At 66.3% G+C, this 25651-nt stretch carries 20 protein-coding genes and 1 pseudogene; 7 read left to right on the forward strand and 14 right to left on the reverse strand.

All coding sequences use genetic code 11. From position 1 onward, the window contains the following. Positions 1 to 6: 6 nt before the first annotated feature. The 9 genes from deoA to HWX03_RS29730 all read right to left on the reverse strand — a co-directional run bounded on the left by deoA (position 7) and on the right by HWX03_RS29730 (position 12449). Positions 7 to 1323 carry a thymidine phosphorylase gene (deoA, locus tag HWX03_RS29690; RefSeq protein ID WP_175873725.1) on the reverse strand — a complete coding sequence of 439 codons (1317 nt, stop codon included), beginning with the start codon at positions 1321 to 1323 and terminating at the stop codon, positions 7 to 9. 55 nt (positions 1324 to 1378) lie between these two features. Beyond that, positions 1379 to 2653 carry a NupC/NupG family nucleoside CNT transporter gene (locus HWX03_RS29695; protein ID WP_175873726.1) on the reverse strand — a complete coding sequence of 425 codons (1275 nt, stop codon included), beginning with the start codon at positions 2651 to 2653 and terminating at the stop codon, positions 1379 to 1381. Positions 2654 to 2730: 77 nt separating this feature from the next. Continuing rightward, positions 2731 to 3777 carry a purine nucleoside permease gene (locus HWX03_RS29700; protein WP_174434507.1) on the reverse strand — a complete coding sequence of 349 codons (1047 nt, stop codon included), beginning with the start codon at positions 3775 to 3777 and terminating at the stop codon, positions 2731 to 2733. A gap of 51 nt (positions 3778 to 3828) precedes the next feature. Then, on the reverse strand, positions 3829 to 4752 hold the full coding sequence (locus HWX03_RS29705; protein WP_279612255.1) for a nucleoside-specific channel-forming protein Tsx: 924 nt from the start codon (positions 4750 to 4752) through the stop codon (positions 3829 to 3831). A 446-nt stretch (positions 4753 to 5198) separates the two neighbouring features. Continuing rightward, positions 5199 to 6656 (reverse strand): dihydropyrimidinase, encoded by a 1458-nt coding sequence (hydA, locus tag HWX03_RS29710; RefSeq protein WP_175824351.1) that lies wholly within the window; start codon positions 6654 to 6656, stop codon positions 5199 to 5201. Between the two features lie 64 nt (positions 6657 to 6720). Beyond that, on the reverse strand, positions 6721 to 8229 hold the full coding sequence (locus HWX03_RS29715) for an NCS1 family nucleobase:cation symporter-1 (RefSeq protein ID WP_175873727.1): 1509 nt from the start codon (positions 8227 to 8229) through the stop codon (positions 6721 to 6723). A 100-nt stretch (positions 8230 to 8329) separates the two neighbouring features. Continuing rightward, positions 8330 to 9646, reverse strand: coding sequence for an NAD-dependent dihydropyrimidine dehydrogenase subunit PreA (gene preA, locus HWX03_RS29720; protein ID WP_175873728.1), 1317 nt, complete (start codon positions 9644 to 9646; stop codon positions 8330 to 8332). Between the two features lie 55 nt (positions 9647 to 9701). Next, positions 9702 to 11039: an NAD(P)-dependent oxidoreductase gene (locus HWX03_RS29725; RefSeq protein WP_175873729.1), complete on the reverse strand. Its 1338-nt coding sequence runs from the start codon at positions 11037 to 11039 to the stop codon at positions 9702 to 9704. A 129-nt stretch (positions 11040 to 11168) separates the two neighbouring features. Further along, entirely contained in the window at positions 11169 to 12449 is a 1281-nt protein-coding gene (locus HWX03_RS29730) for a Zn-dependent hydrolase (RefSeq protein ID WP_175873730.1), read from the reverse strand. Positions 12450 to 12768: 319 nt separating this feature from the next. Between HWX03_RS29730 and HWX03_RS29735 the strand changes: the two genes are divergently transcribed. Beyond that, positions 12769 to 13461 carry a TetR/AcrR family transcriptional regulator gene (locus HWX03_RS29735; protein ID WP_174434500.1) on the forward strand — a complete coding sequence of 231 codons (693 nt, stop codon included), beginning with the start codon at positions 12769 to 12771 and terminating at the stop codon, positions 13459 to 13461. Between the two features lie 109 nt (positions 13462 to 13570). Here the strand turns inward: HWX03_RS29735 and HWX03_RS29740 are convergent, their stop codons facing one another. Genes HWX03_RS29740 through HWX03_RS29750 form a run of 3 tightly spaced genes read right to left on the reverse strand, consistent with a single transcriptional unit; the run spans position 13571 to position 17228 of the window. Beyond that, positions 13571 to 14761: an acetyl-CoA C-acetyltransferase gene (locus tag HWX03_RS29740; RefSeq protein WP_175873731.1), complete on the reverse strand. Its 1191-nt coding sequence runs from the start codon at positions 14759 to 14761 to the stop codon at positions 13571 to 13573. Positions 14762 to 14779: 18 nt separating this feature from the next. After that, positions 14780 to 15547, reverse strand: coding sequence for a 3-hydroxyacyl-CoA dehydrogenase (locus tag HWX03_RS29745; RefSeq protein WP_175873732.1), 768 nt, complete (start codon positions 15545 to 15547; stop codon positions 14780 to 14782). Between the two features lie 13 nt (positions 15548 to 15560). Beyond that, positions 15561 to 17228 (reverse strand): acyl-CoA synthetase, encoded by a 1668-nt coding sequence (locus HWX03_RS29750; RefSeq protein WP_175873733.1) that lies wholly within the window; start codon positions 17226 to 17228, stop codon positions 15561 to 15563. A gap of 144 nt (positions 17229 to 17372) precedes the next feature. Between HWX03_RS29750 and HWX03_RS29755 the strand changes: the two genes are divergently transcribed. From HWX03_RS29755 to HWX03_RS29770, 4 genes are all read left to right on the forward strand, one after another. Further along, positions 17373 to 18377 carry an AraC family transcriptional regulator gene (locus HWX03_RS29755; protein ID WP_175873734.1) on the forward strand — a complete coding sequence of 335 codons (1005 nt, stop codon included), beginning with the start codon at positions 17373 to 17375 and terminating at the stop codon, positions 18375 to 18377. A gap of 120 nt (positions 18378 to 18497) precedes the next feature. Further along, a complete protein-coding gene (locus tag HWX03_RS29760; protein WP_175873735.1) occupies positions 18498 to 19751 on the forward strand; it encodes an SMI1/KNR4 family protein in 1254 nt (417 codons plus the stop codon). 179 nt (positions 19752 to 19930) lie between these two features. Then, positions 19931 to 20530: a hypothetical protein gene (locus HWX03_RS29765; protein WP_175873736.1), complete on the forward strand. Its 600-nt coding sequence runs from the start codon at positions 19931 to 19933 to the stop codon at positions 20528 to 20530. Positions 20531 to 20584: 54 nt separating this feature from the next. Continuing rightward, positions 20585 to 20956, forward strand: a complete 372-nt coding sequence (locus HWX03_RS29770) for a nuclear transport factor 2 family protein (RefSeq protein WP_175873737.1) — start codon at positions 20585 to 20587, stop codon at positions 20954 to 20956. 115 nt (positions 20957 to 21071) lie between these two features. On the opposite strand, the gene HWX03_RS29775 is transcribed toward HWX03_RS29770, so the two are convergent. After that, a complete protein-coding gene (locus HWX03_RS29775; RefSeq protein WP_175873738.1) occupies positions 21072 to 22124 on the reverse strand; it encodes an RNA-guided endonuclease TnpB family protein in 1053 nt (350 codons plus the stop codon). A 213-nt stretch (positions 22125 to 22337) separates the two neighbouring features. Between HWX03_RS29775 and HWX03_RS29780 the strand changes: the two genes are divergently transcribed. Further along, the gene (locus HWX03_RS29780; RefSeq protein ID WP_175873739.1) at positions 22338 to 23357 is read left to right on the forward strand and encodes an IS110 family transposase; all 1020 of its coding nucleotides are present in this window, start codon (positions 22338 to 22340) and stop codon (positions 23355 to 23357) included. A gap of 319 nt (positions 23358 to 23676) precedes the next feature. Next, positions 23677 to 24189: a GNAT family N-acetyltransferase gene (locus HWX03_RS29785; RefSeq protein WP_175873740.1), complete on the forward strand. Its 513-nt coding sequence runs from the start codon at positions 23677 to 23679 to the stop codon at positions 24187 to 24189. A 28-nt stretch (positions 24190 to 24217) separates the two neighbouring features. Here HWX03_RS29785 and HWX03_RS29790 read toward each other — a convergent pair. Next, positions 24218 to 25287: pseudogene (locus HWX03_RS29790) on the reverse strand (IS3 family transposase); the annotation flags it as partial. Positions 25288 to 25651 lie beyond the last annotated feature (364 nt).

The raw sequence follows: 25651 nt of genomic DNA on the forward strand, positions 1-25651 counted from the left end.
GCAGGATCAGCCGATCTGCTGGTAAAGGGTCGGCGGCGCTTCGCCGGTCTCGCCGAGCATGTAGCTGCGCCGAACTGCGTCCACCGCATGGGCCGCGGCCGCTTCGTCGCGGGCATGCACGAAGCCGAGCGGCTCGCCGGCCTCGATGCGCTGCCCGATCTCCGCGAGCGCCGACAGGCCGACGCTGACGTCGATCGCGTCCTCCGCGCGCGTGCGGCCACCACCGAGCGCGACCACCGCCAGCCCGAGCGCGCGGCAATCGACGCGCTGCACCACGCCGCTCGCGGGCGCCGGAACCGGCACGACCACCGCCGCGCGCGCCAGATGCCGCGCGGGCGCGTCGATCAGGTCGGCAGGGCCGCCGAGCGCCGCGACCATGCGCGCGAAACGTTCGGCCGCCGCGCCGGAATCGAGCACCTGCTGCAGCTTCTCGCGCGCGTGGGCAGCATCGCGCGCCAGCCCGCCGATCACGAGCAGTTCAGCCGACAGCGCCATCGTCACGTCGTGCAACCGCGCGGGACGCGACTTGCCCGTCAGGTAGTCGATCGCGCACGCCACCTCGAGCGCATTGCCCGCGCACGGCGCGAGCGACTGGTTCATGTCGGTGAGGATCGCGGTCGTCTTCATGCCGGCGCCGTTGCCGACGTCGACGATACTGCGAGCCAGTTCCGCCGATTTCTCCGCGGTCGGCATGAACGCGCCGGAGCCGACCTTGACGTCCATCACGAGCCCGTCGAGCCCGGCCGCGAGTTTCTTCGACAGGATCGACGCGGTGATCATCGCGACCGATTCGACGGTCGCCGTCACGTCGCGGATCGCATAGATGCGCTTGTCGGCCGGCGCGAGCCGCGCGGTCTGCCCGATGATCGCGACGCCGACCTCGCGCACCGTGCGGCGAAACGCGTCCGTCGCGGGCATCACGTCGTAACCGGGAATCGCGCTGAGCTTGTCGAGCGTGCCGCCGGTATGGCCGAGCCCGCGCCCCGAGATCATCGGCACGTAGCCACCGCACGCGGCCACCATCGGCCCGAGCATCAGCGACACGACATCGCCGACGCCGCCCGTCGAATGCTTGTCGATCACCGGCCCGCCGAGATCGAGCGCGCGCCAGTCGAGCACGTCGCCCGAATCGCGCTGCGCGAGCGTCAGCGCGACGCGTTCGTCGGTGCTCAGGTCGTTGAAATACACGGCCATCGCGAACGCGGCCACCTGGCCCTCGGTCACGCTGCCGTCGGTCACGCCGCGCACGAACGCGGCCATGCCGTCGCGATCGAGCGGCTGCCCATCGCGCTTCCTGCGAATGAATTCCTGCGGTAGAAACATCGTTACCTCGCTTCGATTGGTCGGAGTCGACTGCACGGCTTAGGGCCTGTTCACGCTAATGCAGCGAGAAAAACAGGCCGGCAATCGCCGCGCTCATCAGGTTCGACAGCGTCGCGGCCGTCAGCGCGCGCAAGCCGAGCCGCGCGACGTCCGAGCGGCGCTCGGGCGCGACCGCGCTGAAGCCGCCCGCGAGAATCGCGATCGACGAGAAGTTCGCGAAGCCGCACAGCGCGAACGACACGATCGCGAGCGTCTTCGGGTCGAGCACCTGGAGGCCGGCCGCCGCCGCATGCGCGCCGCCCTTCAGGTACGGCGACAGGTCGCCGTACGCGACGAATTCGTTGAAGATCAGTTTCTCGCCGATGAAGTTGCCGGCCAGCGTCGCATCGTGCCACGGCACGCCGATGATCCACGCGAGCGGTGCGAACAGGTGGCCGATGATACCGACCAGCGTGACCTGCGGAAAGCCCGCGAACGCGGCCGCGCCGCTGATGATCAGGTTCATCAGCGCGATGAGCCCGACGAACGCGATCAGCATCGCGCCGACGTTGATCGCGATCCGCAGGCCGACCGATGCGCCGGATGCGGCCGCCTCGATCACGTTGGCGGCCCGCTTGTCGTCGAAATCAAGGCCGTCGACCACCACGCGGCTCGGCTCGACGGTCGGAAACAGCAGCTTGCCGAACAGCAGCCCGCCCGGCACCGCCATGAACGACGCGGCGAGCAGGTATTCCATCTTCACGCCGAGGCCGGCGTAGCCGACCAGCACCGAGCCCGCGACCGACGCCATGCCGCTCGCCATCACCGTGAAGATCTCGGCGCTCGTCATGTTGCGCACGAACGGCTTCACGAGCGCGGGCATCTCGCTTTGTCCGAGGAAGATCGTCGCGACGGCCGAGCACGCCTCGATGCGGCTCACGCCGAGCACTTTCGCGAGCCCGGCGCCGAGGATCGCGACGATCCACTTCATCACGCCGATGTAGTACAGCACCGAGATCAGCGCGGTGACGAAGATGATCATCGGCAGCACGCGCAGGCCGAACACGAACCCGCCGTCGCCGAACAACTGGAACATCCGCGCGTCGACCAGCCCGCCGAACACGAACGCGATGCCGTGATTGCCCATGTCGAGCACGCGATTGACGCCGTTCGCGGCCGCGGCCAGCGCCGTGCGGCCCGACGGCACGAACAGCACCAGCGCGCCGATCGCGAACTGCGTGAGCAGCGCGGCGATCATGGTCCGCGTGCTGACCGCGCGGCGGTTGTTCGACAGCAGATAGGCAACCAATAGCAGGAACAGCATACCCAGGAGACTGCGCAGAATATCCACCTTGTACTCCTTTCTCTCGATGTTATTGAACTGCCGGGCGCGCCCGAAGCGCGCCGGTGTCCTGCCGACGGCGGCCATCACTCGGCCGGTACGCCGTCCTTCCAGTGCGCCCAGTCCTTCACGATCGCGTTCACGAGCGGCGAACCGGCGAGGTACAGATTGTCGAGGGCCGGCACGAACCCGCCCTGGCTCTGGTAATCGAGCAGGTTGTCGACGTCCGAGCCGCCCGGCGGCGGCCGGTCGAAGTCCGAACCCGAGCGCAGCACGGCCACACGCTGCGTATCGGCCAGCCCTGCCGCGGCCGCCCGCTTGATCACTTCGAACGTCGCATTGTCTTCCTGCTGCGTCGTGCAGTACACCCCCTTGCCGTCGGTCAGCAGGCGCGTCCATTCGCTGGCGCGCTCGCCCAGCTTCGTGCCCGAGAACCACGTGTCGCCCGCGAGCGTATCGCACTGGATCACGGTCGGCGGCCGGTTCGCGGGCGCGTCCGGATACTTCGCGCGATACGCGGCCGCTTCCTTGCTGTCGTGCAGCGTCACGTCGCGCGACAGCGCGACGGCTTTCCGAAGCAATGCCTCGTTCAACCGGAACACCTCGGTGCGGTAGTCGAGCGGCGGTTTCTCGTCCCCGTTCTTCGTGTTGATGCCGAGATAGCCCGACTTCCAGCCGGCCGGGATCTCGCGCGCATCCAGCTCCCACTGGATCCCGAAGTCGACCAGGTAGCGCGCCCACGCGGCCGAGCCGAGCGTGCCCTGCGCCGGATCGATGCCGGCGATGCCGGTCACCACGAAATAGGTCTTGCGCAGGTCGAACCGGCGCGAATAGACCAGCGCCGCTATCGACGCAGCCGCGTTCGCGTGGCCCATGCCGGTCGTCAGCACGCACACGTCGTTGCGCGTGCAACTGATGTCCGGGTAGTCGGGCGACAGGCCCGGCACCGCGATCTTCTGCACCGGCCCGATCCGGTCGAGCCACGCCTTGCCTTCCGGCCCGAACATCGTGACGATCAGCACCTTGATCGCACGCGGCCGATGCACGCGTTCGCCGGCCGCGTGCGCGCCGGCCGTCATCGTCGCGACCAGCGCGATGATTGCCGCCAACTTTAGTACGTTCCCCTTCAACATTGCTTGCCTCGTTCGTGTGAGATTCATGATCGTGTCGCGGGCGCGGGCCCGTCAGAACTGATAGCCGACGCTCGCGTAATAACCCCAGCCGGTCGACCGGTTCTGGAACGGCCCGTCGCCGAAATTCAGCTCGGTGCCGCCCCACTGGCCGCCGTTGTGGAAATAGCGGGCCGCGGTCCAGAAACGCCAATGCTTGAACGAATAGATCAGCACGTTGGTCGACACGAACGCGGTGTCGGTGCGCGTATTGCCGCCCGTCTCCTCGCGCAGCTTCGAACCGAAGTCGTAGTTGAAGAACCCGACGTAGGTCAGGTTGCCGCCGTGGAACGTGCCGATCGGGTAGATGTATTTCATCTGCGCGCGATAACCGTCCCACGTATTCTGGTTGGCTGCGCCGTAGTTCTCCCATTGCCGGCGCACGTACAGGTTCGCGGACAGCATCAGCTTCGTATGCGTGTCGATGTCGGTGCCGAAGCCCGCATACAGCGTGTTCTGCCGCCCGGCCGTGTTGTGCCCCTGGTCGTAGATCCAGTCGAACGCGACATACCATTCCTTGAACGGCCCGAATCCGAGATGCCGGCCGAGGAGATCGTCGATCGACACGCGCGGCTCCTGCTCGCTGAACAGCGGCGAGCCCTTGTTCGTATAGCCCGAGTCATAGCCGTTGCCGACGCCGATCGCACGCGGCAGATCGACATAGCCGTACAGGTCGAACGGCCCCTTCCGGCCGAAATATTCGTATTCGAGGTACACGTCATTGGTCGTGTGCGGCCCGAAGCGGATGTCCTTCGACCCAATCACGCCGAGGCTCTGGTGAAACCATGCCGACAGATACGGCGACGGCGCGGGTGCCGGCGGCGCATTCGGCGTGACCGTGCCGCTCTCGGCGACCTGCAAACCGGCCCCCGGCGCGACGGTCCCCGTCCCCTGCGCGATTGCGACCGCCGGCATGCCCACCGACAGCGCAAGCAGCATGGCGCCCGTCCGCGTCGCCACGCGCACCGTCTTCGTTCCACTCCTTGACAATTTATTCAGTTCTTCTACATACATTCTCTTGACCCCACCTTCCGATCGTTGCTCTTGTCGATATCCCGACGCTTTCCGGCGGACCCGGATCGCCGCGGCCGGCCGCTGCCCCAGATTCGGGCGCGCCGCCTGCTTCAGGTGCGCGTGCGCTCCGAACTTGACCGGTCAGTCAGCATTCAGACCGCTTCGCGGATAAAACGGAGGGGATAAAGCACAAGCCGTGCCATATATTGACCGGATGGACAGGATGCGAGGAAGATTCGGGACCGGAGCGCGGCCGACGCCGGCGGGACAGGCCGTCCCGCACCGATCGTCCGCCGCCATGAACGCAACGGGATGTCCGGACGCACGCGGGGCGCGCCGCGCAAACGGACAACCCGCACGATACGTTCCGCTCAGCCGCCGCGCTCGACCGGATGCGGCTCGCGCAGGCGGTTCGCGATCCGCGCGGCCTCGTAGTAGCCGGCCGCCGGCGGGCGCTTCAGGTAGCGGCCCGCGCCGCGCACCGCGCGCAATTCGCCGTCGGCCCACGCGAGTGCGCCGCGCGTGAGCGTGTGCGTCGCGACGCCCTGCACGGTCATCCCCTCGAACACGTTGAAATCGACCTGCTGGTGATGCGTCTTCACCGAGATCGTCTTCGTCGCGGCCGGGTCCCACACGACGAGATCGGCATCGGCGCCGACCTGCACGGCGCCCTTGCGCGGATACAGGTTGAAGATCTGTGCGGCATTGGTCGACGTGATCCGCACGAACTCGTTCGGCGTGATGCGGCCATGATTCACGCCGTGATGCCACAGCACCGACATGCGGTCCTCGACGCCGCCGCAGCCGTTCGGGATCTTCGTGAAATCGTTGCGGCCCATCGCCTTCTGCGATGCGCAGAATACGCAATGATCGGTCGCCGTCGTATGCAGCTGCCCCGACTGCAGCCCGCGCCACAGCGCCTCGCGATGCTCGGCCGAGCGGAACGGCGGGCTCATCACGTGGGCCGCCGCACGCGTCCAGTCCGGGTCGCGATAGACGGCCTCGTCGATCACGAGGTGCCCCGGCAGCACTTCGCCGAACACGCGCAGCCCTTCGCTGCGCGCACGCGTGATCACATCCACCGCATCCTTCGCCGACACGTGCACGATATACACGGGCACGCCGAGCACCTGCGCGATGCGGATCGCGCGGTTCGCGGCTTCGCCCTCCACCTCCGGCGGCCGCGACAGCGGATGCGCCTCCGGCCCCGTCATGCCGCGCGCAAGCAGCGCCTTTTGCAGCTGGAACACGAGTTCACCGTTCTCCGCGTGCACGGTCGGCAGCGCGCCGAGTTCGAGCGAACGCGTGAAGCTGTTCACGAGGATCTCGTCGTCGGCCATGATCGCGTTCTTGTACGCCATGAAGTGCTTGAAGCTCGATACGCCATGCTCGCGCACGAGCGTGCCCATGTCGCGGTGCACGCTGTCGTCCCACCACGTCACGGCCACGTGAAAGCCGTAATCGGAAGCCGATTTCTCGGCCCAGCCGCGCCATTCGCGGAACGCATCCATCAGCGGCTGCTTCGGGCTCGGAATCACGAAGTCGATGATGCTCGTCGTGCCGCCCGACAGCCCGGCAGCCGTGCCCGAATAGAAATCGTCGCTCGCGGTCGTGCCCATGAACGGCAGTTCCATGTGCGTATGCGGGTCGATGCCGCCCGGCATCACGTACTGGTCGTGCGCGTCGACGACGGTCGCGCCGGCCGGCGCGTCGATCTGCTCCGCAATCTGCAGGATCGTGCCGCCGTCCTGCGGGTCCGCGCAGAGCACGTCCGCGCGATAGGAACGGTCCGCATCGACCACGGTGCCGCCACGAATCAGGATTGCCATTTCGTTGCCTCCTCGTTGACTGTCGGGTGCCGCATGCCGCGCGCGAGTCGCATCGGCTCGCGCGTCATGCGCTCGCGATCTGTGCGCGCTGTCCGGCGCGCCACTTCATCCAGGTGCCGTACACGCTGGACGCCAGCACGAGGCCGACGAACCACGCGTACGTGTAAAGCGTGTTGAAGAACGCCGGCACGTTCGGAAACGATGCCGGAAACGCCGTATGCAGGAAGCCCGGCAGGTTCGGCAGCACGCCGACCGCGAGCGCGACCAGCGCGGCCGGGTTCCAGCCGCGCGCGTAGCTGAAGTCGCCGCCTTCGTCGAACAGCGCGCGCGTATCGAGCTGCGTACCGCGAATCAGGAAGTAGTCGACCATCAGGATGCCCGCGACCGGCCCGAGCAGCGCCGAATAGCCGACGAGCCAGGTGAAGATATAGCCGTCCGTCGTCGCGAGAATCTTCCACGGCATCATCACGATCGCGATCGTCGCGGTGATCATCCCGCCCATGCGGTACGAGATCGCCTTCGGCCACAGGCTCGAAAAATCGTATGCAGGACCGACGAGATTCGCGGCGAGGTTGCAGCACATCGTGTCGAGCGTGAGGATCACGAGCGCGATGCCCACGCCGATGCCGGTCATCCGGCTCGTCAGGTCGATCGGATCCCAGATCGCGTTGCCGTAGATCACGACGGTCGCCGACGTCACGACGACCGACACCACCGACAGCAGCGCCATCGGCAGCGGCAGCCCGATCGACTGCCCGATCATCTGGTCGCGCTGCGAATGCGCGAAACGCGTGAAATCGGGGATGTTCAGCGCGAGCGTCGCCCAGAAGCCGACCATCGCGGTCAGGCCCGGCCAGAAGGTCGCCCAGAACAGTCCGGCCTTCTTGCCGCCCGCCGCGAACTGCGACGGCGCCGACAGCATCGAGCCGAACCCGCCCGCCTTCGACGTCGCCCACCACACGAGCGCCACGCACATCACGACCTTGATCGGCGCGGACCAGCTTTCGAGCCAGCGGATCGAATCGGTGCCGTGCAGGATGAAGTAGATCTGCAGCGCCCAGAACACGAGGAAGCACGCGAGCTGCCCGAGCGAGATGCCGACGAGCGGCAGCGCCGCGCCGTGCAGCGCATTGCCGGTCAGGATGTTCAGCAGCGTGTAGATCGCGCTGCCGCCGAGCCAGGTCTGGATGCCGTACCAGCCGCACGCGACGATCGCGCGCAACAGCGCCGGCAGCTTCGCGCCCTGCGTGCCGAACGACGCGCGCACGAGCACCGCGTACGGAATCCCGTGCTTCGCGCCCGCATGGCCGATCAGCAGCATCGGCACGAGCACGATCAGGTTGCCGAGCAGCACCGTCATCACCGCCTGCCACGGCGACATGCCTTCCTGGATCAGCCCGGCCGCGAGCATGTACGACGCGATGTTCATCACCATCCCGACCCACAGCGCCGCGAAGTGGTACCACTTCCACGTGCGCTGCGCCGGTGTCGTCGGCGCGAGGTCGTCGTTGTACAGGCTGCCGCCGTGCGCCGCGGCGCTGTCGGGATCGGCGGGATTCGCTGCGGATTTCATCGATCGCACTCCACGAAAACGTCGGCGCCGGCATCGTGCGATGCCGGCCCAGGGAAACGAAAATCGGCGGCGCGACCCATCCCGCGCCGCCGGACGCCGGTCAGGCCGCCTTCGCGTGCTTCTCGGGCTCGGCCGCCGGGCCGCCGCTCGCACCGGCATCCGCGCTCGCCGGATTGTTCGGATGCGTGGTCCAGTTCGCGTAGTCGCCCGAATCGACGCGCTCCATCGTGATGCATTGCTCGACCGGGCACACATGCATGCAAAGATTGCACCCGACGCATTCCGAATCGATCACTTCGAAGTGCCGCACGCCGTCCTTCATCGCCGTGATCGCCTGGTGCGACGTGTCCTCGCACGCGATATGGCACAGCCCGCACTGGATGCAGCGGTCCTGGTCGATGCGCGCCTTGATGTCGTACTTCAGGTTCAGGTATTTCCAGTCGGTCACGTTCGGCACCGCACGGCCGCGAATGTCGTCGAGCGTCGCGTAGCCCTTCTCGTCCATCCAGTTCGACAAGCCGTCGGCGAGATCCGACACGATCCGGAATCCATAATGCATCGCGGCGGTGCACACCTGCACGCTGCCGGCGCCGAGCACCATGAACTCGGCCGCGTCGCGCCATGACGAGATACCGCCGATACCCGAGATCGGCAGGTTCGGCGTTTCCGGATCGCGTGCGATCTCCGCGACCATGTTCAGCGCGATCGGCTTGACCGCCGGCCCGCAATAGCCGCCGTGCGTGCCCTTGCCGTCGACGGTCGGCATCGGCGCCATCTGGTCGAGATCGACCGCGACGATCGAGTTGATCGTGTTGATCAGCGACACGCCGTCCGCGCCGCCCTTGTATGCGGCGCGCGATCCCATGCGGATGTCGCTGATGTTCGGCGTGAGCTTCACGAGGCATGGCAGCTTCGTGCCTTCCTTGACCCAGCGCGTGACCATCTCGACGTATTCGGGTACCTGCCCGACCGCCGCGCCCATCCCGCGCTCGCTCATCCCGTGCGGGCAGCCGAAGTTCAGCTCGACCGCATCGGCGCCGGTATCTTCGACGAGCGGCAGGATCCATTTCCAGTCGCGCTCGTTGCACGGCACCATCAGCGACACGATCAGCGCGCGGTCCGGCCAGTCGCGCTTCACCTGCGCGATTTCTCTCAGGTTCACGTCGAGCGGACGGTCGGTGATCAGCTCGATGTTGTTCAGCCCCGCGATGCGCTGGCCGTTCCATTGCACCGCGCCGTAGCGCGAACTGACGTTGACGACGTGCGGATCGAGCCCGAGCGTCTTCCAGACGACGCCGCCCCAGCCCGCCTCGAACGCGCGATTGACGTTGTAGGCCTTGTCGGTCGGCGGCGCGGACGCCAGCCAGAAAGGATTCGGCGAAGTGATGCCTGCGATGGTGCAGCGAAGATCGGCCATGTTCGGCTCCGTGAGAAGGGGGTCGTGTTCGGTATGCCGGCGGTGCGCCGCGCGTTCAGGCCGCCTTCGCGGCGCGCGCCGCGAGCGTCGCGTCGATCGACGCGGCCGCGCGCTTGCCGTCCTGCACGGCCTGAACCGTGAGGTCGATGCCGTCCGTCGCCGCGCAGTCGCCGCCGGCCCATACGTCGGGCAGCGCCGTGCGCCCGTCCGCATCCACCGCGATACGCGTGCCGTCCGCGGTCAGCAACGTGGCCGCGATGCCGTCCGGCACCAGCGTCTGGCCGATCGCCTTCAGCACCATGTCCGCGTCGACGGAGAAGCGCTCGCCCGATGCACCCTCGAATTCGACGCCCGTCACCTGCCCGTTCGTGCCCGCCATGCGCACCGGCTTCGCGTGCGTGACGAGCGTGACGCCGCTCTTCTGCGCGAACTCGCGCTCGGCCCACGTCGCGCTCATCGCCTCCACGCCGCGCCGGTACACCATCGTCACGCGTTCGGCGCCGAGCTTGCGGCTCTGCACCGCCGCATCGATCGCCGTGTTGCCGCCGCCGATCACGACCACGCGCCGCCCGACCGGCACGTTCTCCAGCACGTCGGCCTGCCGCACCTGCTCGATGAAGTCGACCGCATTCATCACGCCGTCCAGTTGCTCGCCGTCGATCGCGAGCGCACGCACGCCGCCGAGCCCCATCGCGAGAAATACCGCGTCGTGCTGCTCGCGCAGCGCGTCGAGCGTCACGTCGCGTCCGAGCGCCACGCCCGTTTCCAGCGTGATGCCACCCACCGACAGCAGCCACTCGACTTCGCGTTGCGCGAAATCGTCGACGGTCTTGTACGCGGCGATCCCGTATTCGTTGAGGCCGCCGGCCTTCGGGCGTGCGTCGAACAGCGTGACGCGGTGCCCGGCGAGTGCGAGCCGGTGCGCGCACGCGAGCCCGGCCGGCCCCGCGCCGACCACCGCCACATGGCGACCCGTGTCGGGCGCGCGCCGGAACTGCACCGCGCCGGTCTGCATTGCCCAGTCGGTCGCATGCCGCTGCAGCGCGCCAATCGCGACCGGTTGCGCATCCTGATGGTTGCGCACGCACGCGCCTTCGCACAGGATCTCCGTCGGGCACACGCGTGCGCACATCCCGCCGAGCGGATTCGCGGACAGGATGTCGGTCGCGGCACCCTTCAGGTTGCCGTTGCCGATCTTGCGGATGAAGCTCGGGATGTCGATCTGCGTCGGGCACGCGTGCACGCACGGTGCGTCGTAGCAGTAATGGCAGCGGCTGGCCGCCGCCGCCGCGGCAGTCGGATCGAGCAGCGGCGCGATATCGGCGAATTCGCACGAGAGTTGCGTGGACGACAGGCGGTGCGCGGCGATATCGCCGGTTGGCTGGGTGGTCATACGCGTTCCTTCGACTGGGTGGAGACAAAGCCGTCCCCGCCGGCTGCGGATGCACAGTCGGGGCGGTCGTGCTTAGGAATGCTACGGTCGGACGATGCGTGGCCTGCCGACCGCGCTATACCCGATCCGTCATGAGACCGGCTCGCATGCGCGCGACAGCATCGCGTGCAGCAGCACGTTCGCGCCGGCCTCGATCCATGCGGGCGTCGCGTCCTCGATCTCGTTGTGGCTGATGCCGTCGATGCAGGGCACGAACACCATCGACGTCGGCGCGACCTGCGCCAGATAGCACGCGTCGTGGCCCGCGCCCGACACGATGTCGCGATGCGAGTAGCCGAAGCGATCGGCCGCATCGCGCACGGCCGCCACGCATGCGGAATCGAACGCGACCGGCTTGTAGTAGAAAATCTGCTCGAGTTCGGTATCGAGCCCGATGTCGGCCGCGATGCGCGCGACCCCGTCGCGCAGCGCCGCATCCATCTTCGCGAGCACGGCGTCGTCCGGATGACGGAAATCGACGGTAAAGAACACGCGGCCGGGAATCACGTTGCGCGAGTTCGGGTGCACCTGCATCATGCCGACCGTCGCGCAGCCGAACGGCGCATGATCGAGGCCGATCCGGTTGACGAGATCGACCACGCGCGACGCGCCGAGCAGCGCGTCGCGACGGCGCGGCATCGGCGTCGGTCCCGCGTGCGCTTCCTGGCCGGTGAACGTGATCTCGTACCAGCGCTGCCCCTGCGCGTCGGTCACGACGCCGATCGTCTTGCATTCCGCCTCGAGAATCGGCCCCTGCTCGATATGCAGTTCGAATGCCGCGTGCAGCTTGCGCCCGCCGCACGGCACGTCGCCCGCGTAGCCGATGCGCGCCAGCTCCTCGCCGATCGTCTTGCCGTCGACATCCTTGCGCGACAGCCCGTATTCGAGCGGGAACACGCCCGCGAACACGCCCGATGCGACCATCGCGGGCGCGAAGCGCGAGCCCTCCTCGTTGGTCCAGATCACGACCTCGACCGGATGCTCGGTCTCGATGCCGTGATCGTTCAGGCTGCGAATCACTTCGAGTCCGCCGAGCACGCCATAGATGCCGTCGAAGCGCCCGCCGGTCGGCTGCGAATCCGCGTGCGAGCCCGTGACGACCGGCGCCGCGTCGGCCACGCGGCCCGCACGGCGCATGAACACGTTGCCCATCGTATCGACCGTCACCGTGCAGCCGGCGGCCTTCGCCCAGCCGACGATCAGGTCGCGGCCGGCCTTGTCGAGATCGGTCAGCGCGAGACGGCACACGCCGCCTTTCGGCGTCGCGCCGATTTTCGCGACTTCCATCAGGCTGTCCCACAACCGCTTGCCGTCGACCTTGATCGACGTGTCGAAAGCTGCCCGCTTCACTGTTTCCGATACCGCGTTCATTCGTATCGCTCCTGTGGGGTCGGTGATGTCGTCAGCCCGGTCTGTGCCGGTGCATGTGAGGCCTGTTTCGGGGCACACCGCACGGATGCGGTGCATGTCCGTCGACTCGCGAAACGCGTTAAATCCTGTCCGTTTGGACAGGTTTTAGACCATCAAAATAACCAGCGCAACGTCTTTCTTGCGCGACGCACCGGAGCGAGAAACGTGCCATCGCAACGCAGCATCGCCGTGGCGTGGCGGCATTCCCATGCGTGCGCGCGACACGAATCAGCGGCTAGAATGAAGCTCAACGCGGCATGCCCGCCGCGCGAGGGTCACGATGAGACATGACGAGGCGGCAATCGCAGCCACCGACCGGGATGAAACGCCGGCGCCTTTGCGGCGACGCAAGGCACACATTCGCGAATCCAACGAAGCGCATCTGCTCGCGTGCGCGGAGGCCGTATTCGCGGAACGCGGGCTCGCCGGCGCCAGCACCGCGATGATCGCGGAGCGCGCCGGCCTGCCGAAGGCGAATGTGCACTACTACTTCCCGACCAAGCTCGCGCTGTATCGCCGCGTGCTCGACGACCTGTTCGAGGACTGGCACCGCGCGGCCGGCTCGTTCGAGGGCGGCGACGATCCGGTGGAAGCGATCGGCGGCTACGTGCGCGCGAAGATGGCGCTGTCGCAGCGGCGCCCGCTCGGCTCGAAGGTGTGGGCCAACGAGATCATCCACGGCGCGGAGCACATGCAGGACATCCTGTCGCAACGCGTGAAGCCGTGGTTCGACACGCGCATCAAGGTGATCGAAGGCTGGATCGCGCGCGGGCTGCTCGCGCCGATCGACCCGCACGCGCTGATGTACCTGATCTGGGCGACCACGCAGCACTATGCGGATTTCGATGCGCAGATTCGCGCGCTGAGCGGCAAGCGCGCGTTCACGAAGAAGGCGTTCGACGAAAAGACCGAGCAGGTCGTGCAGCTCGTGATTCGCGCGTGCGGCGCGGTGTCGCCGAATGCGAAGTCGTAACGCGACACGACGATCCGCCGAATAAAAACGGGCGGCGCGCACCACACGGGGATGTTCCGTGCGATACGCGCCGCCCGTGTTGGCGCTTGCTTGCGAACGACGCGATGCGTTACGCGATGCGCTCGATCGCGACGGCCGTCGCTTCGCCGCCGCCGATGCACAACGATGCGATGCCGCGCTTCTGGCCGTACGTTTCGAGCGCGGCCAGCAGCGTCACCATCACGCGCGCACCCGATGCGCCGATCGGATGCCCGAGCGCGCACGCGCCGCCGTGTACGTTGACCTTCTCGTGCGGCAGGTCGAGGTCGCGCATCGCGGCCATCGGCACCACCGCGAACGCTTCGTTGATCTCGAACAGGTCGACGTCGCGCAGGTTCCAGCCGGTTTTCTCCGACAGCTTGCGCAGCGCGCCGATCGGCGCGGTCGCGAACAGGCCGGGCTTGTCCGCATAGGTCGAATGCCCGACGATCACGGCCTTCGGCGTGAGGCCGAGGCGCTCGGCTTCCGAGCGGCGCATCATCACGAGCGCGGCCGCGCCGTCCGAGATCGACGATGCGTTCGCGGCCGTCACCGTGCCGCCGTCGCGAAACGCCGGCTTCAGCGTCGGGATCTTGTCGAGTTTCGCCTTGCCCGGCTGCTCGTCGATCGACACGACGCTTTCCGTCTTGCCGGCCTTCACGGTCACCGGCGCGATCTCGGACACGAAATGCCCTTCCGCGATCGCGCGCTGCGCCCGCGTCAGGGACGCAATCGCGAACGCATCCTGCGCTTCGCGCGTGAACTGGTAGGCCTGCGCGCAATCCTCGGCGAACGTGCCCATCAGGCGGCCTTTTTCATATGCGTCCTCGAGCCCGTCGAGGAACATGTGGTCGAGCACCTGCCCGTGCCCCATGCGCATGCCCGCGCGCGCCTTCGGCAGCAGGTACGGCGCATTCGTCATGCTCTCCATCCCGCCCGCCACGGCCACGCCCGCCGAACCTGCCAGCAGCAGGTCGTGCGCGAACATCGCCGCCTTCATCCCCGAACCGCACATCTTGTTGACCGTGGTCGCGCCCGCCGCGAGCGGCAGTCCGGCCTTCAGCGCGGCCTGTCGTGCGGGCGCCTGGCCCTGGCCGGCCGGCAGTACGCAGCCGAACACGATTTCGTCGATGCGTTCGGCCGGCACGTTCGCGCGCTCGAGCGCGGCGCGAATCGCCGCCGCGCCGAGATCGCTCGCGCTGGCTGCCGCCAGGTCGCCCTGAAAACCACCCATCGGCGTGCGCGCCGCGCCCACGATTACGATCGGATCCTGAGTCGTCATGATTCGCTTCCTCCAGTGTCAGCGCGGTGCCATGCGCAACGCGCCATCGAGACGGATGACTTCGCCGTTCAACATCGTGTTCTCGGCGATGTGGCGCACCAGCGCCGCAAATTCTTCCGGGCGGCCAAGCCGCGGCGGGAACGGCACGCTCTTGCCGAGCGCGTCCTGCACGTCCTGCGGCATGCCGGCCATCATCGGCGTCGCGAAGATGCCGGGCGCGACCGTTACGACGCGAATGCCGAAGCGCGCGAGTTCGCGTGCGATCGGCAGCGTCATGCCCACCACGCCGCTCTTCGACGCCGCATACGCGGCCTGTCCGATCTGCCCGTCGAACGCCGCGACCGACGCGGTGTTGATGATCACGCCGCGCTCGCCTTCCGCGTCGGCGTCCTGCTTCGACATCGCTTCGGCGGCCAGCCGGATCATGTTGAACGTGCCGACCAGGTTGATCGACACCGCGCGCGCGAAGCGGTCGAGCGAATGCGGGCCGTCGCGGCCGACGACCTTCTCGCCCGGTGCGACGCCCGCGCAGTTCACGAGCGCGTCGACGCGGCCGAACGCGTCGCGCGCAGCCGCGACGGCCCCCTGACCGTCGGCTTCGCTCGTCACGTCGGTCTTCACGAACCGCGCGGCCGAGCCGAGTTCGTTGGCGAGACTCGCGCCCGCCTCGTCGTTGACGTCCAGCAGCACGGCCTTGCCGCCTTGCGCGACGACCATGCGCGCCACCGCGGCGCCGAGGCCGGAACCTGCGCCCGTAATCAGAAAAACGCGATCCTTGATATTCATTCGCAGTCCGTATTCAGGGTTGAGCGGCCTTCTCGGCTTCCATCTTGCGCAACACGAAGCGCTGGATCTTGCCGCTCGGGGTTTTGGGCAGCGCGTCGACGAAATCGATCGCGCGCGGATAAGCGTGAGCGGACAGCCGCCGCTTCACGTGCAGACTCAATTCCTCGGCCAGTTCCAGCGTGCCGTCGAATCCTTTCGACAGGACGACGAACGCCTTCACGATTTCCGTGCGCTCCGGGTCGGGCACGCCGATCACGGCGGCCTCGCTGACCGCCGGATGCTCGATCAGCGCGCTTTCCACGTCGAACGGGCCGATCCGGTAGCCGGACGACGTGATCACGTCGTCCGCGCGGCCGATGAAGCTCACGGTGCCGTCCGGCTCCAGCTCGACGTTGTCGCCGGTCCGGTAGTAGCCGCCCGCGATCGCCGGCGTGTCCTGCTGCCAGTAGCCGCGGAACCACAGCAGCGGCGAGCGCGCGATGTCGATCGCGAGGGTGCCGGGCTCGCCGGGGCCGAGTTCGCGACCGGCTTCGTCGAGCACCGCGACACGATAGCCGGGCATCGCGAAGCCGGCTGAACCGGCATGGACAACGTGCGTGAGCCCGTGATGGTTGTTCACGACCATTCCGAGCTCGGTCTGGCCGTAGTGATCATGGATCGGCGCGCCGAGCGCCGCGTGGAACCAGCGCACGACTTCCGGATTCAGCGGTTCGCCCGCGCTGCTCACCACGCGCAGCTGGCCCTTCAAGGGCGCGGCCGCTTCCGTCCCGGCCGCCATCAGCATCCGGTACGCGGTCGGCGAACCCGCGAGGCTCGTGATGCCGAGCCGTTCGATCACGTCGTACGTGCTGTCGACCGTGAAGCTGCCCTCGTAGAGCGTCGTCGCATGGCCTAGCAGCAACGGGCCCGTGATCGCGTAATAGAGGCCGTACGCCCAGCCTGGGTCGGCGATATTCCAGAACCGGTCGGTGGCGCGCAGATCGACGGCGTCGCGCATGTACGCGCCGAACGCGAGCAACGCGTACAGCGGCACCGGCACGCCCTTCGGCAAACCCGTCGTGCCCGACGTCGACATCATCATGAACAGGTCCGACCCCTTGCGCAGCACGGGCTCGAACGTAGCGGACTGCGCGTCGAGCGCCGCACGGAAATCGATGTCGCCGTCCCGCAGCGTAGCGCCCGCTTCGCACACCGTCGCCACCGGCGGGCAATCGGCGATTTCGTCGAGCTTCGCGCGATTCGCGACGTTGGTCACGACGAGCCGCGCGTCGCTCATGCGCAGCCGGTGCTCGATCGCCTTCGGACCGAATGCGGTGAACAGCGGCTGGTACACGGCGCCCGCGCGCCACGTGCCGAGGATCGTCGCGACGAGCTCCGGCGTGCGCGGCAGCAGGCCGGCCACCACGTCGCCGGGCTTCACCCCCTGCGCGACGAGCAGGTTCGCGACCCGGGCCGACCACGCCTGCATCTGCGCGAACGTGAAGCGGCGGTGCTGCCCGCCGGCGTCGATCCAGTCGAGCGCGATCGCGTCCGCCTTCGCGTGCCGGTCGCAGCATTCGACACACGCGTTCAGGCCGCGCTCCAGGTCGCCGCTCAGTTGCGCGGCGGCGGTCTCGATACTGAACCGGGCCACGGCGTCGGCGTAGGCCGGCACCGGCCGGGCGGTAGCTCCTTCAGGCATGCGTGTCTCCTGTGCGTTATGGCCGCCGGCGAGCCAGGGGCGCGACGGGGATACATCGATAGTAGACAGCCCCCACATTGCAATCAATGACAAACGGAATCTAGAATCGTGATCGCTTTTGCCATGTCGGGAGGACGCAGGAAAATGGGGCCGCAGATGATTTCGCCGGATTTCGTCGACGATGCGCTCGCGTGCCTGCGCCGGCACGACCTGCCGACGGCGCCCGTGCTGCGCACCGCCGGGCTGCCGGCCGCCGTGCACGAGCCCGTCACGCCGCAGCAGTACGGCCGGCTGTGGCTCGCGATCGCCGGTGTGCTCGACGACGAATTCTTCGGGCTCGCCGCGCGCCCGATGCGGCGCGGCAGCTTCACGCTGCTGTGCCACGCGGTGCTGCACGCCGGCACGCTCGACAAGGCGCTGCGGCGCGCGCTGAAGTTCCTGCGGGTCGTGCTCGACGAGCCGCACGGCGAACTCGTCGTGGCCGACGGGCAGGCGCAGATCGTGCTGGCGCAATCACGCGCGCCGTACCCGGCGTTTGCATACCGGACGTTCTGGCTGATCCTGCTCGGCGTCGCGTGCTGGCTGATCGGCCGGCGCATCCCGCTGCAGCGCATCGATTTCGCGTGCCCGAGCCCCGGCCAGCGCAGCGACTATCACCAGTTCTTCGGCGTCCCCGTGCATTTCGACCGGCCCGACAGCCGGCTCGCGTTCAACGCCGCGTACCTCACGCTGCCGACGATCCGTTCGGAGCAGGCGCTGAAGACCTTCCTGCGCGGCGCGCCCGGCAATCTCCTCGTGCGCTACCGGCACGACACGGGCTGGGTCGCGAAGACGCGCGCGCACCTGAAGGCGCTGCCGGCCGCCGAGTGGCCCGACTTCGACACGCTGGCCGTGTGCCTCGACACGACGCCCGCGACGCTGCGGCGGCGTTTGCGCAGCGAAGGGCAAAGCTTCGCGGCGATCAAGGACGAGTTGCGCGGCGCGCTCGCGCAGTCGCTGCTGCGCGAGCACACGCTGAGCGTCGCGGAGATCGCGGCCGAACTCGGCTTCACCGAGCCGAGCGCGTTTCATCGCGCGTTCCGGAAATGGACGGGCACGAGTCCCGGTGCCTTTCGGCGCGACGTGCATGCGGCGAATGCGGAGTCTTGAATGGCGCGTGGGTGCGGAGCGTCTCGTCACGCGACGCTGATACGATGCGAACATCCGCATGCCGTCCGTCGCCGATGAACCGCGGCAAACACCCGATCAACCCTCACCGCTCACGCTCCGATGCAAGCCACCTTCTTTTCCGATACCGAACTGGCTGATCTGCGCGCGCACGGCATCGTACTGTTTGCCGGCCGCGTGATCTTCGATGCGCAGCCGCCGATGCCGGCCGACCAGATCACAGCCGTGCAGGCCTGCTGTCACGGCGACATTCCGCTCCCGTTGCTCGAGCTGTGGCGCGTCACCGCCGGCGGCCGCCTCGACTACGACCTGACGCTGGAGATGAACGGCAATATCGAAGGGATCAGCTGGGGTGAGCTGTTCTACAACGGCAGCGACGGCTACCGCGATCTGCAGGGCTGGATCGACCACGAACTCGAACTGACCGAGGAAGCCGCCGAAGAGAACTCGCGCCCTTGGAGCGGCCAGATCGCTGCGTTGCCTGTCGGCGGTTTCGAATACTGCGACCGGATCTATGTCGTGACGGAACCCGGCGCCAAGGATCATGGCCACGTACTCGCCTGGAAACAGGGGCTGCCGCCCGCATGGCGCGGCGCGATGCACGAGGACGGCCTCGCGACGATCGCACACGACCTGTACGCAGCATTCGGCGCGCTGCAACTCCATGCGGATCCGCTGGAACCGGGCAGCGAAAGCGGCACCGGCGAAGCATTGCTCGAGTATGTCGACGAGCGCCGGACCGGGCATGGCCTGTCGGCGCCGCTCGCGGACAAGCTGATCGCGTTCTATCGCGAGGCCGTGATCGACTGGCGCACGCCGCTTGCCAACGGCACGCTCGCGTCGCAGCCGGTGCTCGCGCGTCACGCGTTGCGTGATGCGATCGACCACGACGACACGGCACTCACCACACAACTGGCGCCGATCGTCGCGGATCTCGGCACCCCGGTCGCCGGCAGCTTGATTCCGACCGACTATGCGCTGCGGCGCCAGAAGTTTGCGGCCGCCGCCGCGTTGCTCGAATCGGGCGCCCCGGTCGCACCGGATTCGCTCGCGTCCGTGTCCGGCGACGTGCCGGTCGCACTGATGCGTGCGCTGCTCGACGCCGGCGTACAGCCGGATGCCGACGCGATGGCACGTTGCGTCGCGGGCGGCGGTGCCGATAGCGCGCGGCTGATCGGCGCGGCCTTGTCCGCCCATGGCGTCGATGCAGCAGCAGCCTACCGCGCGGCGAGCGAAAAGCTGCTGGACACGCTGACGGCCGACATCCGCAAGGTTCGCGCCGGCAAGCTCAGTCACTATCTCGGGCTCGACGGGCTCGAAGCATGCGCCGAGCGCCTGCGGACGTTCGAGCGCTGACGTCACGCCAGCACCGACGGACAGTGGATTTTCCTGTGGCATCGCAGTCCGGGTGCCGTTTGCCTGGATCTGGTTTCTCCCGCGTTCCGGTGCGATTCTGCGTAGCGCTGCAGGCATGACGTTGCGCCCCGTTCCGTCTGACCACATACTGGTCAGCCAGTCCGAACAAGGTTGCGTCGATGGTGAATGTCGATGAGAGCCCCGCTTCGATCTTCGGCGTGCTCGGAACGGCCGTGTCGTTGCTGGCAGCGATTCCTTACGCGCTCGCGATCTACCGGCGCACCGTTCGCCCGCATCTGTTCACGTGGCTCGTGTGGTCGGTCGTCACGGCGATCGCGGCCGCCGGCCAGTTCGTTGCAGGCGCGGGGCCGTCCGCGTGGTGCACGGCGGCGATTGCCCTCACATGCTTTCTGACGCTGATCGCCAGCCTGTTTCGCGGCGAGCGCGGCTGGACGGGCCTCGACTGGTTGTTCCTGTGCGCGGCACTGTCGGCCATTCCGCTGTGGATGCTGACCGACGATCCGACGGTGTCGATCTGCCTGGTTACGCTGATCGAGCTTGCCGGCCTCGGCCCGACCGTGCGCAAGACGATCCGCAATCCGTGGAGCGAGAGCCTCGCCTATTTCGCGCTGTGCGTGCTCAAGTACGCGCTGGCGTTGCTGGCACTGAGCACGTGGAATGTCGCGGTCGCGTTCTATCCGGCCGTCAACCTCATCGCGTCGATCGGCATCTGCTTGGTGATGCTGGTCCGACGCCAGTCGTTGTCGAACGCGCGGTAGGCTGCGTTTGTCGCCGCCGTGCCACCTCCCCTCCGAAATGATGCGAGGCCTGACATGGATGCAATCCGTACCGTCATCGAACCCTGCGAAACCGCGCTCCGCGCGGCGATGCTGGCCAACGACGTCGAAGCGCTCGATGCGTTGCTGGACGACGAGCTGGTGTTCACCGTCCCGACCGGCCAGATCATCTCGAAAGAGGACGACCTCGCCGCGCATCGCGCGAAGCTTCTGCGTCTCGACACACTCGACGTCCACGAAATGCACGCACGCGCGATCGACGAGATGATCCTGACCACGACGCGAGCGACCCTCGCCGGCCATTTCGATGGCACGGCATTCGCCGGCACGTTTGCCTATACGCGCCTCTGGCGTCGATCGGACGCCAACTGGCGCGTCGTCGCCGGACATGCATCGCAGGTGATGTAGCTGCGCCGAGCGTGTGCGGATGAACCGCGTCAGGCAATGCTGCGAGCGGGCCGGCTGTCGATTGAGCAGTGAGACCCTGCGATCCGGATGATGCACTGTTGACGTCCTCCTCTCCCTAAAGGGAGAGGATTCCCACACCTGGCGATGCACGTCCGCATCGGAGAATGTTCAGCGCAGCGTTGATATCACGATCATGCTCGACACCACAGTCACTGCAGACCCACTCTCTTATTCTCAGTCCCGCGATACCTTTCGGCCGCGTCGTGCTGCCTTTCGATCCGCACGACGAACAGGACTGGGTAGAACCGCTTTCGTCGACTTCCTCGAACATGGCCCCGTGCGCGATCGCTTTGTAGCGGAGCTTGTTTCGGAAGGACGACCAGGATGCGTCGTAGACGCTCTTCGCCATCCTGGTTCTGGCAAGTTTGACGGCAGATACGTTGCCAACCGCGATGTAATCGAAACGCCGCACCAGATCGAGCGCGAGCTTGTGCTGGAAGTCGGCGCGGGCATTCGCGACCTTGGCGTGCAGCTTCGCGATATGTCGCTTGTGCTTTCGTGCTCGCTGCGCCTTCGCCAGCTTTTCCGCCGCGCGTCGACCGAACTGGTCATTGGGCAGCTTCTCGCCGGTCGAAAGTGTGGCGAAGTCTTTCAGGCCGAGATCGATGCCGACGCCGGAACGGATCGGCCGAGCCTGAACATCGGGTACTGCGATCACGATGTTGAGAAACCAGTTGCCACGCGCATCCTGCGCGAAGTTGGTCCCGTCCTTGATCTTGCCTTCGGGAAGCGGTCGGCTGTTGAACACGCGAAAGGTGTTGCCGGCAAAGCGAAACGCGTCGCCCTCGCGCTTCAGGTCACGCCCCTTCAGCGGCACCCAGCCCAGCGATTTCCTGCCGCGATAGCGCAGGTACGGGCGTCGGTGCTGACTGCGCGACTTCGCGTATTGCTCGCACGTCGCGTTGACCGTGCCGGAGTGAATACCGAGTTCCTTGCTGCTGCCGGTCGTCAGCACGTTCAGGTGGAATCCTGTAGGCCACTTCTTGCCCCACTTGAGCGCGTGCTTCTGCGTGTCGTTGCAGAAGTTCCAGACGTAGTTCACCGCGCGGCTCTGCTTGTTAAGCAGTCCGTTGAGCGATTTCACCCGGTAGCGGTAGACAAGAATCATGCAGGTGATCCTAACCCGTGGAAGAAGCAGCCTGTCAACAGCACGCCTTTCCTCCCAGTCCTGAAGGACGGGGTTTCTCGGAGAATTGAAATGAACGCGTCCCACCCTACGGTCGAGTGAGAGGAAGAGGAAGGGTGGATCCTCACGGGCCTACGGCATCGATGTGCCCAAGTGGAAAATGCACGCATTTCCCAGGCAACCGGAGGATCCACGATGAACAGTATGGCAGTGGGCGTCGACATCGCCAAACAGGTGTTTCAAGTGCATTACGTCGATCCGGCAACCGGGGAGATCGTGAACAAGGCGATCAAGCGGGCGACGTTTCTGGAGCACTTTGCGAACCGTGCGCCGTGCCTGATCGGAATGGAAGCATGTGGTGGTGCGCACCACTGGGCCAGACAGTTCATCCAGATGGGTCACGAGGTCAGGCTCATGCCCGCGGAGTTCGTGAAGGCGTTCAACATCCGCAACAAGAACGACGCGGCGGACGCACGGGCGATCTGGCTGGCGGTGCAGCAACCGGGCAAGCCGGTGGCGGTGAAGACCGAGATGCAGCAGGCGATGCTGGCGCTGCACCGGATGCGTGAGCAGCTCGTGAAGTTCCGCACGATGCAGATCAACGGACTGCGCGGACTGCTCACGGAATACGGCGAGGTGATGAGCCGTGGCCGGGGGAAGCTTGATGCCGAGATTCCGGCGGCATTGGGCAGGCTCGCCGAGCGTTTGCCGGCAGTGCTGATCGACACGCTACGTGAGCAGTGGAATGGGCTGGCGAAGCTCGACGGGCAGGTTGCCGGCATCGAGAGGCGCATGCGGGAGTGGAAGAAGGAAGATCGGGCGGTGAAGGCGATCAGCGAGATTCCCGGTGTGGGACCGCTGACGGCCACCGCGGCGGTGGCGATGATGGGCGACCCGAAGGCATTCCGCTCGGGGCGAGAGTTTGCCGCATGGGCGGGACTGGTGCCGAAGCAGACGGGATCGGGCGGCAAAGTGAACTTGCACGGGATCAGCAAGCGGGGCGACACCTATCTGCGCACCCTGCTGATCCACGGTGCACGCAGCGTGCTGTGGCATGCGAAAGAACCTGGCCTCTGGATCGAGCAGATGAAGAAACGGCGGCCGACGAACGTGGTCGTCGTCGCATTGGCCAACAAGATAGCAAGAACGATCTGGGCTGTACTGGCACACGATCGGCCGTATCAAAAGGACTACGTAAGCGCGAAACCCGCTTGATGGGCTGCGCCGCGTAGTTGATCAACCGTTTTTAACACAGGGTGAACGTCGAAAGGTTGCGCAGCAATCGAGTGTGATGACAAGCCAGGTAGGACCGGGACTCGCTAAACCTGAATCAGTTGAAGAGCTTCGAGCTCGCCAGGAGAATGAGGTGCGAGTCAGCGAATTTCATAGGGGCCCGCAGCGGCAGGACCGGCTGCATCAAGGCCGCATATAGAGCTGCAGCCCATCCTGTCTATCAAAACACACGAAAACTGTTGCAAACGGGACGCGTTCATATAGCAACTGATGAAAAACGCCGACCAAGGTGGTGTCGGCCATGGCGAGAGACGACATGCACAAGCTATGTACCGTGCGTTCTGCGCGGGCCACGGACGCGGACGAACTCACGCGACTGGCGCGCCTTTCAAAGGCGCATTGGGGCTATCCGAAGGAATGGCTCGACTTGTGGCAAAACGATCTCACGATTTCGCCGGAGACGATCGAAGGGGCGATCGGTTACGTCGCGGAATCGGGCGAGTCGATCATCGGGTTCTGGGTCCGAGCATCATTGGATTCGGATCGACCGACGCCCGGATGGCTGTTCGTTCATCCCGATCACATGGGTCAGGGCGTCGCCCGTGCGCTGTGGGAATCCGTTCGGGCCGAAGCCGCTGCGAGAGGAATCAAAAGCTTCGTGATCGAAGCAGATCCCAATGCTGCGCCGTTCTATCTGACGCTGGGAGCTGAAAAGATCGGCGAAAAAGAATCGAGCGTCGTCCCGGGTAGATTTTTTCCGATCTTGTGGATCGCGGTTGACCTTGCCCCTTCGAGTACACCACTCGTAAGTTAGTGGGCTCGCCGGTTTTCGGTTGATGCAATTGCCGGAATTGGTCCGGCGCCAACTGTCCTAAGGCACTATGCGGACGCACCGAGTTGTAGTCCGTGCGCCACGCTTCGATTCGCCCGCGTGCATCGTCGAGACTGACGAATGCATGCTGATTCAAGCACTCTTCACGCAGTCGGCCGTTGAAGCTCTCGATGTGAGCGTTCTCCACCGGTTTGCCGGGCCGAATGAACTGCAGTTTTACGCCGTGCTCGTGCGCCCATGCGTCGAGCGCCTTACTGACGAACTCCGGGCCGTTATCCACCTGAATCAGGTTGGGACATCGTCCGCGTTGCCGCAACTGCTCGAGCACACGCGCCACGCGTACACCCGTTAGCGAGAAGTCGACCTCGATGTGCGGGCACTCGCGGTTCCACGCGTCGATGATCGTCAACATGCGTATGCGTCGGCCATGCACCAGCGCATCAGCAACAAAGTCCATCGCCCAGCTTTCGTCTGCGCCGTTGGGCGTCGGCATGACCACGCGTAGATGACTCGGGCGCTTCTTTCGACGTTTCAGGCGAAGCGATAGGCCTTCTGCACGGTACAGCCGCTCAGTGCGCTTGTGATTCTGGACCAGGCCCTCCCGGCGCAGCAAGACATGCAGGCGGGGCGAGCCAAACCGTGGCCGCTGCTGTGCCAGCTCGCGCAGCCGTTGCCGCACTTCGTGGTCGGCGTCAGGCGGCGCCGGCCGCCGGAACGTTCGGCGATTCAGACCAATAAGGGCGCACGCCCGGCGCTCCGAATAGTCGTGTTGTTCAATCACCTGCTGCACGACCTCCCGGCGCTGCGCGGGCGAACTCACTTTTTTCCGAGAACGTCCTTCAGAACCTGAATGTCCAGCGCCTGGTCGGCCACCAGCCGCTTGAGCCGCTGATTTTCTTCCTCCAGTTGCCGCAATCGCCGCGCTTCCGACACATCCATGCCGCCATAACGGCTACGCCAGTTATAGAACTTCGCATCCGATATGCCGTGCTTGCGGCACAGGTCTGCGACCTTCATGCCTGCGTCGGCTTCCTTCAGCACCCCGATAATCTGCTCTTCGCTGAACCGCGACTTCTTCATGACAAGGTTTCTCCTGCGGCCTTGCCACTAACTTTACAGTGGGATACTTCGGAGGGGAAAGGTCACGGTCTGATGGGTGAGGAGAGGGCAGCAAGATGGCTCACTGCGTGCGGTCGATGGAACAGAGCTACCGACGGTTGTGAACGAGGTTGCAGTGGGGAGAAATGTCGGACTTCGATTAGCCCGACTGGTCGGCGTGATGACGCTGTCTACGCCCGTAGCTCGTGCCGCATGGCTCCGCGCCTGGCACGCGCATTTCCGCCGCGCCAATGCAAAAACCCCCGCCTTGTCGGGCGGGGGTTTCTGGCTTAGGGAGCCTGACGATTACCTACTTTCACACGGGAATCCGCACTATCATCGGCGT

The organism is Burkholderia sp. BCC0397 (assembly GCF_902832865.1).
Taxonomy (GTDB): Bacteria; Pseudomonadota; Gammaproteobacteria; order Burkholderiales; family Burkholderiaceae; genus Burkholderia.

Coding starts and splice junctions, on each gene's coding strand:
- HWX03_RS29780 (WP_175873739.1), top strand. CDS start 22,338: ATGAACAGTATGGCAGTGGGCGTCGACATCGCCAAACAGGTGTTTCAA.
- HWX03_RS29705 (WP_279612255.1), bottom strand. CDS start 4,752: ATGCTGCTTGCGCTGTCGGTGGGCATGCCGGCGGTCGCAATCGCGCAG.
- HWX03_RS29750 (WP_175873733.1), bottom strand. CDS start 17,228: ATGCCTGAAGGAGCTACCGCCCGGCCGGTGCCGGCCTACGCCGACGCC.
- HWX03_RS29730 (WP_175873730.1), bottom strand. CDS start 12,449: ATGAACGCGGTATCGGAAACAGTGAAGCGGGCAGCTTTCGACACGTCG.
- HWX03_RS29715 (WP_175873727.1), bottom strand. CDS start 8,229: ATGAAATCCGCAGCGAATCCCGCCGATCCCGACAGCGCCGCGGCGCAC.
- HWX03_RS29700 (WP_174434507.1), bottom strand. CDS start 3,777: ATGTTGAAGGGGAACGTACTAAAGTTGGCGGCAATCATCGCGCTGGTC.
- HWX03_RS29740 (WP_175873731.1), bottom strand. CDS start 14,761: ATGACGACTCAGGATCCGATCGTAATCGTGGGCGCGGCGCGCACGCCG.
- deoA (WP_175873725.1), bottom strand. CDS start 1,323: ATGTTTCTACCGCAGGAATTCATTCGCAGGAAGCGCGATGGGCAGCCG.
- HWX03_RS29775 (WP_175873738.1), bottom strand. CDS start 22,124: ATGATTCTTGTCTACCGCTACCGGGTGAAATCGCTCAACGGACTGCTT.
- HWX03_RS29760 (WP_175873735.1), top strand. CDS start 18,498: ATGCAAGCCACCTTCTTTTCCGATACCGAACTGGCTGATCTGCGCGCG.
- HWX03_RS29725 (WP_175873729.1), bottom strand. CDS start 11,039: ATGACCACCCAGCCAACCGGCGATATCGCCGCGCACCGCCTGTCGTCC.
- preA (WP_175873728.1), bottom strand. CDS start 9,646: ATGGCCGATCTTCGCTGCACCATCGCAGGCATCACTTCGCCGAATCCT.
- HWX03_RS29785 (WP_175873740.1), top strand. CDS start 23,677: ATGGCGAGAGACGACATGCACAAGCTATGTACCGTGCGTTCTGCGCGG.
- HWX03_RS29770 (WP_175873737.1), top strand. CDS start 20,585: ATGGATGCAATCCGTACCGTCATCGAACCCTGCGAAACCGCGCTCCGC.
- hydA (WP_175824351.1), bottom strand. CDS start 6,656: ATGGCAATCCTGATTCGTGGCGGCACCGTGGTCGATGCGGACCGTTCC.
- HWX03_RS29755 (WP_175873734.1), top strand. CDS start 17,373: ATGGGGCCGCAGATGATTTCGCCGGATTTCGTCGACGATGCGCTCGCG.
- HWX03_RS29745 (WP_175873732.1), bottom strand. CDS start 15,547: ATGAATATCAAGGATCGCGTTTTTCTGATTACGGGCGCAGGTTCCGGC.
- HWX03_RS29735 (WP_174434500.1), top strand. CDS start 12,769: ATGAGACATGACGAGGCGGCAATCGCAGCCACCGACCGGGATGAAACG.
- HWX03_RS29765 (WP_175873736.1), top strand. CDS start 19,931: ATGGTGAATGTCGATGAGAGCCCCGCTTCGATCTTCGGCGTGCTCGGA.